We start from the raw sequence: 6,259 nt of genomic DNA, 5'->3' as shown, positions 1-6,259 counted from the left end.
GCGACCTTAAGATGGTTGCTTTTTTTGTTGGTCTCACTTCGGCTTTGAGAAGGTGAGGCTCGAAGGTTCGAATCCTTCCCCCGACCATTTAATTTAGCAACATCAGTCGCTATTTTTTTATTGCCCTAAAAACATTAAGTAACTTTTTATACAAGACAAGCGTCCTTATGTTGGTTGCTTTTTTTGTGTTTTCAAATATGATTCTTATAAGATTATCCCTGAAATTACAATCTTTATGGAGGCCTAAAATGAAATTAATTCTATTTGTTTTGATGGCAATTTTTTCCTTTACTGCTTGTTCAAATAACAAAATTATCGATAAAGAAGTTAAAGATTCCGATGAAAATATCCAGTGGGATTTGATTCCTATGATCTTTGTTGATGACAAGCTCTATTTGTATTCAGGAGAAGAAAAATACTACGACAAGATTACAGATTTTGATGGAGAAATTGATTCAGAAGTTGAAAGTACAACAAAACCTACTAAAAACAACCAATCAAATTTCGGTACAGGTTTTAAATACAAGTTCCTAGAGGATGGAAAAACCATAAATCTGTACATTAATGATATTAGCTGATAATTTTTAAGACGGAAGAAGATAGAAAGCAGCAAATTGTTAACTAAAATATTTTGAAATTTAAAAACACAAGCTCTAAGAAATTTTTAGGCTTGTGTTTTTAAATTCATTAAATTTTTATAACTCGATTATCACAGCTTGGTAGGCGTCTAGGACTTCTGGGTCGTAGTCGTGGTTGTTATTTTTTATGACTTTACCATCTTTAATTAAGTCTGTAATTTTTTCTTCTATTTCATAGAAGTCGTCTGATAAATTTACTAAAACCGCATAGGCCTTATCCTTATAGGTCCTTTTGTAGATGTAGGTTGTTTCATCTATTGCTAAGGCCTCGTAGTCGCCCAGGCCAAAGACTGAGTCTCTTTTTCTAAGCATGATGATGTCATACATATAGAAGAAAAATGAATCGGCGTGTTTTAGGTATTCCTTGTAGTTGTTGTCGTATTGGACCATGGTTCCGTAGTAATTTTCCACTTCCGAAAACTTTCCAAGGCTTGATTCATCCCACCTCAATGGGATTTTTGCTGAAAAATTAGATTCTTTCTTTAATTTCTCGATAGCCTCTTCTTGATTAAGGCCTTCTTCAATATATCTTTCGTAAATTTTCTTAATTTCCAAATCGGAAATTTTATCCATATCTATATCGTATTCACTTTTAGCTTCTATTTCTGTTCCCTGATAGATAAAAGGCGCTGTTTTTAAGCTAAATAGCAGGGTCGCAAGAGCTTCGGTAAGTGGTCTTGCTTCTTCATCATGGTTTAGGATTTTTTCTATAAGCCTTGGACTTTTGAAGTTTTCAAAGTCTAAACCAACAGGCACTTCCCCACTTAAAGTCTGGGCCATATCTAGAAATTCATAAAATTCTTTATAGGAATTTTTTTCTTTTACCAGTCTATTGGCCTTTGAAAAATAAACCATGTCGACTTGGTCTTTAAACTTTTGGTTTACTTTATCAAAGCCTCCAATAAAAATTAGGCCGAGGTCGGATGTTACATCCCTTATTTCTGAAATTATTTCCTCGCCAGCCTTTGGTGAATCAGAAGAAAAATCATCGAGATTTTTTATCCTGATCCCTTTGATTCCAATGTTCTTCCAGTGTTTTAATAAATCTGGGATTTCTTCTTTTAAATTATCACCATAAGTCGCAATTAGGTCTTTTGCGTCAAAGTCTAATAGGGTTTTGACCCTGATATACTTGCCCTTTTCGCAAATTCTTCCTACATCTTCAAGGCTTCCTATCTCATCATCCACCTTGTAAAAATCTATTTTCCCATCTGTTTTTGCAAAAATTTGGTTTAATAAAATGTAATTTGCACCAAGCTGGGAAAGTATGGTAAGTTTGGACCTAAGCCCTTCCAAATCGCCTATCCCATCAGCATTTGAATCTACAAATGATTTTGGGTAGGCTTCGTAATATGTTGTTTTTATATCTTTATTTTCTAACATAGTCTCTCCTTTTATTTTCCTTAGAAAAAAGGCCTAGTGGTGTGAAAATCTCATCATTATTGAAAATTTTGGGTCAATTCACTGGCCACCGGGCCCTTTTATTAAAAGTTTTCTATTTTGCTAAAGCTAATTGCGTCAAATTCTCCTTGACTTTCTGCATTTAGTTTTCCATTTTCGTATTTGAGGATAATTGGAGTATCAACATTAACCCCCTTAATTGTGGCAGAAATTTCCCCGCCATTGTCACTATAGGATCCTAGGTGGACTGCCTTATCTGTTTGGTAAACCAGGCTGCCATCGGCCTTAAGTGATATCCTCCTACCGTTTGCTTCATATTCCCCAACGACTCCGTCAGATGTGGCGAAATGATCAGTGATATTGGTCTTGTTATCTTCTGTCACACTTAGACCTTCAAGGCCTGCACCAACATTAGCTAGGGCCTTATCTATAAAGCCAAATCCTTGGTATTCGATTTGGTAATACTTATAGTCGCTTTCTACAAAGAACTTGTGGAATATTTGATTATCAGTAGTGATTGGTCCTCCAGAGTAGAACTTACCATCGGAGTCCTTGGCCTTTTTCACATTTTGATATTCCACAAAGGTGTAATATTTGAAGCTTGACTGGAAGTTTGATTCAGGAAGTTTTTCTGAAGTTGAAACTTCATAAATTAGGTAGACTTTATTTTTAATATCTCCACTTCCATCATCCTTTATACCTGTAAATGATCCTAGGTAGTCGACACTATCAACGTTTATTATGTTCTTATACAAAATAGTTTGTTTGATTAGCTCTCCTGCCTTGTATTTGAGTTCCCCAAGCATTTCATCATTCAAATGTGCTGTTGTGCTTATATAATCAGAATCAGCATCACCCTCACCACTGCTTTCTCCATCACCAGCCTTGGCTGTGAAGTTTTTGCTAGTTGGAGATAGGCTTACATTGTATGTTTCCTTTAGGACATCTGCGTTGAAGTTTAGGCTTACCGCTACTTCTTCGCCCTCTGTTATGCCGTTTGACTTGGATGGAATTATGTCAATTGTATGCATAAACTCTGGAGCATCGTCAGTGAGACCTGCTGTTAAGGTCATATTTGGACTTTGGCCTTCAAATTTCACATTGATGTAGGTGAAAGGATCGGTAAAGTCATCGGTTTTGATGCCATCAATAATTACTGCCTTTGATGCATTTGACATTAGGACATTGTACTTATCTGAAATCTTGATATTATCAAGGTTAGCCATGACTGTAATCTCATCGCCGTTTGATAGGCCGCTGTCTTTAGAATATTGGAAGACCACATTGTTTTGTAAGTCTGCCGCAAATTCTTGGGCTGGAGAATCGTATGATCCCTTGTTATTATCCCTAGAAATATACTTAATATCATTGCCATAGGCCGCGATTAATTTCTCTGTATCTATACTAGCCTTTGGCACGGCTTGCCCGTCTTCTCCCTCATAAGTTAGGGTGATGTAGTCGCTTAAAGGAATTGTTATATCTTCGGCCTTGTTCATCTTAAGATAAAGAGTGCCGATGATTATAGCAAGCAAAATACCAATAAGGGCTATTAGCAAATTCCTTTTTGTGATGTACTTTTCTTTGAAAGATTCAATTGATTGCTTATCTATCTTAGGACTTGTTTGAGATTTCTCTTCCTGGCTTTTCTTAGCTGCTTGGTCTGCTTTACTTGGGCTAATTATTTCTTGGCTCTCTTTAGGGGCTATGAAATCTTGCCCGCTATTTTGAGCTATTGTTACCTTGCTCTTTCTAGGAATTTTCCTAATACCTTCAGACAAGGTGAGATTTGACAATTCTTTGTCTTCGCCATTTATAATCTTTTCAACCCTGTCTTCTATATTTTTATTTAACATAGAAGACCTGTTGTCATCTATATAATAGGCTGAATCATCTTTTTTCCTGGACTTGCTCCTAGAAACCTTGTCTTGGACTTCTTCTATGACGGACCTTTGGTTAATAGGCGAAGATTTCCCTCCTAGGTTTTCATACATCCTGCTTTCCTTATCCATCCTATTAGGTGGTTCAGGATTTTGTTCATCGGAATTATCTTTGCCCTTAGCTTCTAATTTATTTCTATTAACTACTGGTTCATCCAAAAAATCCTTGCCAGTTTTCTGGAAAAAAGGCTCAGACCCAACATTATCATCTATAATAGGCTTTTCTGATTCACTGCTATTGTCATTTTTTATAGCATAATCCTTTTCTTCAGACTTTGACTGGTTGGTCTCAGTTTTTTCCTCAGAATCATTAGCTGTTTTATTAAATTTAAAATTAAGAAGATTTGAAAAACTCTTTTTTTGAGTTAAATCCTCTTGATTTATTTTTTTATCAGGCTCATTTTTGCTAAGTTTGCTCCCGCAAACAGGACAAAAATTGCTAGCCTTATCAATATTCGCACCGCAATGCTCACATTTCATAAAATTTCTCCCTTTATATGCTATATATAATATACTTTTAAAAGTCAAAATATAAACTAATAAATCCTAATCTCTTGAAAATTGATAAAAAATTCTTTTTTAAAAATCTTCTTAAAATTTTTATGCAAAATTAATAAAAGAAGATGAATTGAAATTAGCAATTTTTTGTGCTATAATGTAGAAAAGGTTTACCTAATAAGATAGTGAAAGAGCGCAATTATTTTTGCCGCTCTCTTTTTGTCTTTAGAGGGAGTTTCTTAATATTAACTAAGGTTTGGAATATAAGTCCACTCCCTAAATAGAAAGGATTTTTTATGTATGATCTTATAATTATCGGCGCTGGTGTCACAGGGGCTAGTATAGCAAGGAGACTTTCCCGCTACAAACTTGATATACTTGTACTAGAAAAAGAAAATGACGTATCTATGGGCGCTTCAAAGGCCAATTCAGCCATAGTCCACGGTGGCTATGCTGAGCCCCACCACGAACTTAGGGGCCGTATCTGCTACGAAGGCAGAAAGGAATTTAAAAAACTCGATGAAGAATTAAATTTTGGCTTCTTGGAAAATGGGTCTTTGGTTTTAGCTTTTAGTGAAGAAGACGAAAAAGAACTTGAAAAACTCATGGCCATGGGCCCTGAAAATGGTCTTGATGACCTAGAAATAATCGACCAAAAGAAACTAAGAGAAATTGAACCGAATGTATCAGATGAGGCCACCTCTGCCCTATATTGCAAGGGTGCTGGGGTTTGCTCACCATATGAATATGTCATAGCCCTAATGGAAAACGCCATAGCAAATGGCACTGACCTTAAGCTTGAAAGTAGGGTTACAAATATAGAAAAAAATGGCGATGTATTCACAGTCATAACCGAAAACGGAGATAAGTATGAAGGTAAGTATGTTATCAACGCTTCAGGCCTTGAAGGCGCAAGGGTTTCTCAAATGATTACCCAAACAGATTTCACAATACATCCAAGAAGCGGAGAATACCTCCTAATGCAAAAAGGCACTGGTTCAAGAACCAAGCAAGTTCTCTTCCAAACCCCAAGTCCAAAGTCAAAAGGCATCTTAGTTACAAGGACCTATCATAACAACCTCCTTCTAGGTCCTGATGCCATTGACGAGGAAGAAATCGACAGGGGCACCCATATAGAAAGATTGGCTGAAATCTACGATTTGGCCCAAAAATCAGTCAAAGATGGCGTAATTAACCTCAAGGAATTTATCAGATCTTTCACAGGTCTTCGCCCAGCCTCATCTACAGGTGACTTTATCATTGAAAACACCAAGACAAACGGCTTTATAAATGTAGTTGGCATCCAATCTCCAGGCATCACCTCTTCTCCTGCTATAGCAAAAATGGTTGAGGGAATCTTAAAAGATATAGGCCTAAAATTAGAAGATGATCCATCCTACAATCCACACAGGAATCCAATCATCAAATACAAAGAACTCGAAGATTTCAACAAGGTCATCAAAAAAGTTGACCTTCCCCTAGGTGACCCAGAAAGGCTAGTCTGCAGGTGTGAGCAAGTAAGTGAAAAAACAATCAGAGATGCCATGAATCGTGGCCTTCCTTGCAATAGCTTTGACTCTATCAAGAGAAGAACTAGAGCGGGCATGGGCTTTTGCCAAGGGTCTTTCTGTAGATCCAGAGTGATTGAAGTTATGGAAGATGAACTCGGCCACAAAGTCAAATCCGATCGTTTTGACTCAGAACATTCAGGAATTACAAGAGTAAACAAGGCTGACATTAATAAATTTATCAAGACTCTAGAAAAAGAATCAAAAATTTAACAAA

The 6,259-nt window shown here is 36.5% G+C and carries 4 protein-coding genes; 2 read left to right on the top strand and 2 right to left on the bottom strand.

Features of this window, described 5'->3' with window-relative positions; translation table 11 throughout:
* Window positions 1-248: 248 nt before the first annotated feature.
* Window positions 249-578 carry a hypothetical protein gene (locus AC1EJ5_RS05575; protein WP_479815072.1) on the top strand — a complete coding sequence of 110 codons (330 nt, stop codon included), beginning with the start codon at window positions 249-251 and terminating at the stop codon, window positions 576-578.
* Window positions 579-695: 117 nt separating this feature from the next.
* Here AC1EJ5_RS05575 and AC1EJ5_RS05570 read toward each other — a convergent pair whose 3' ends face one another.
* Both AC1EJ5_RS05570 and AC1EJ5_RS05565 read right to left on the bottom strand, forming a co-directional pair.
* Window positions 696-2,021, bottom strand: coding sequence for an alpha-amylase family glycosyl hydrolase (locus AC1EJ5_RS05570; protein WP_479815070.1), 1,326 nt, complete (start codon window positions 2,019-2,021; stop codon window positions 696-698).
* 101 nt (window positions 2,022-2,122) lie between these two features.
* Entirely contained in the window at window positions 2,123-4,456 is a 2,334-nt protein-coding gene (locus tag AC1EJ5_RS05565; RefSeq protein ID WP_479815068.1) for a zinc ribbon domain-containing protein, read from the bottom strand.
* 314 nt (window positions 4,457-4,770) lie between these two features.
* On the opposite strand from AC1EJ5_RS05565, the gene AC1EJ5_RS05560 reads away from it, so the two are divergent.
* Window positions 4,771-6,255, top strand: a complete 1,485-nt coding sequence (locus tag AC1EJ5_RS05560; protein WP_308749206.1) for an NAD(P)/FAD-dependent oxidoreductase — start codon at window positions 4,771-4,773, stop codon at window positions 6,253-6,255.
* The last annotated feature ends 4 nt before the right edge of the window (window positions 6,256-6,259 follow it).

This window comes from Anaerococcus sp. C0059F3 (genome assembly GCF_056590475.1).
Note: the sequence above shows the minus strand (reverse complement) of the source record. Positions and strands in the feature narration are given on the sequence as shown.

Bases quoted from the DNA above. Each gene is read 5' to 3' on its own strand.
- AC1EJ5_RS05575 (WP_479815072.1), top strand. From the start codon at position 249: ATGAAATTAATTCTATTTGTTTTGATGGCAATTTTTTCCTTTACTGCT.
- AC1EJ5_RS05570 (WP_479815070.1), bottom strand. From the start codon at position 2,021: ATGTTAGAAAATAAAGATATAAAAACAACATATTACGAAGCCTACCCA.
- AC1EJ5_RS05565 (WP_479815068.1), bottom strand. From the start codon at position 4,456: ATGAAATGTGAGCATTGCGGTGCGAATATTGATAAGGCTAGCAATTTT.
- AC1EJ5_RS05560 (WP_308749206.1), top strand. From the start codon at position 4,771: ATGTATGATCTTATAATTATCGGCGCTGGTGTCACAGGGGCTAGTATA.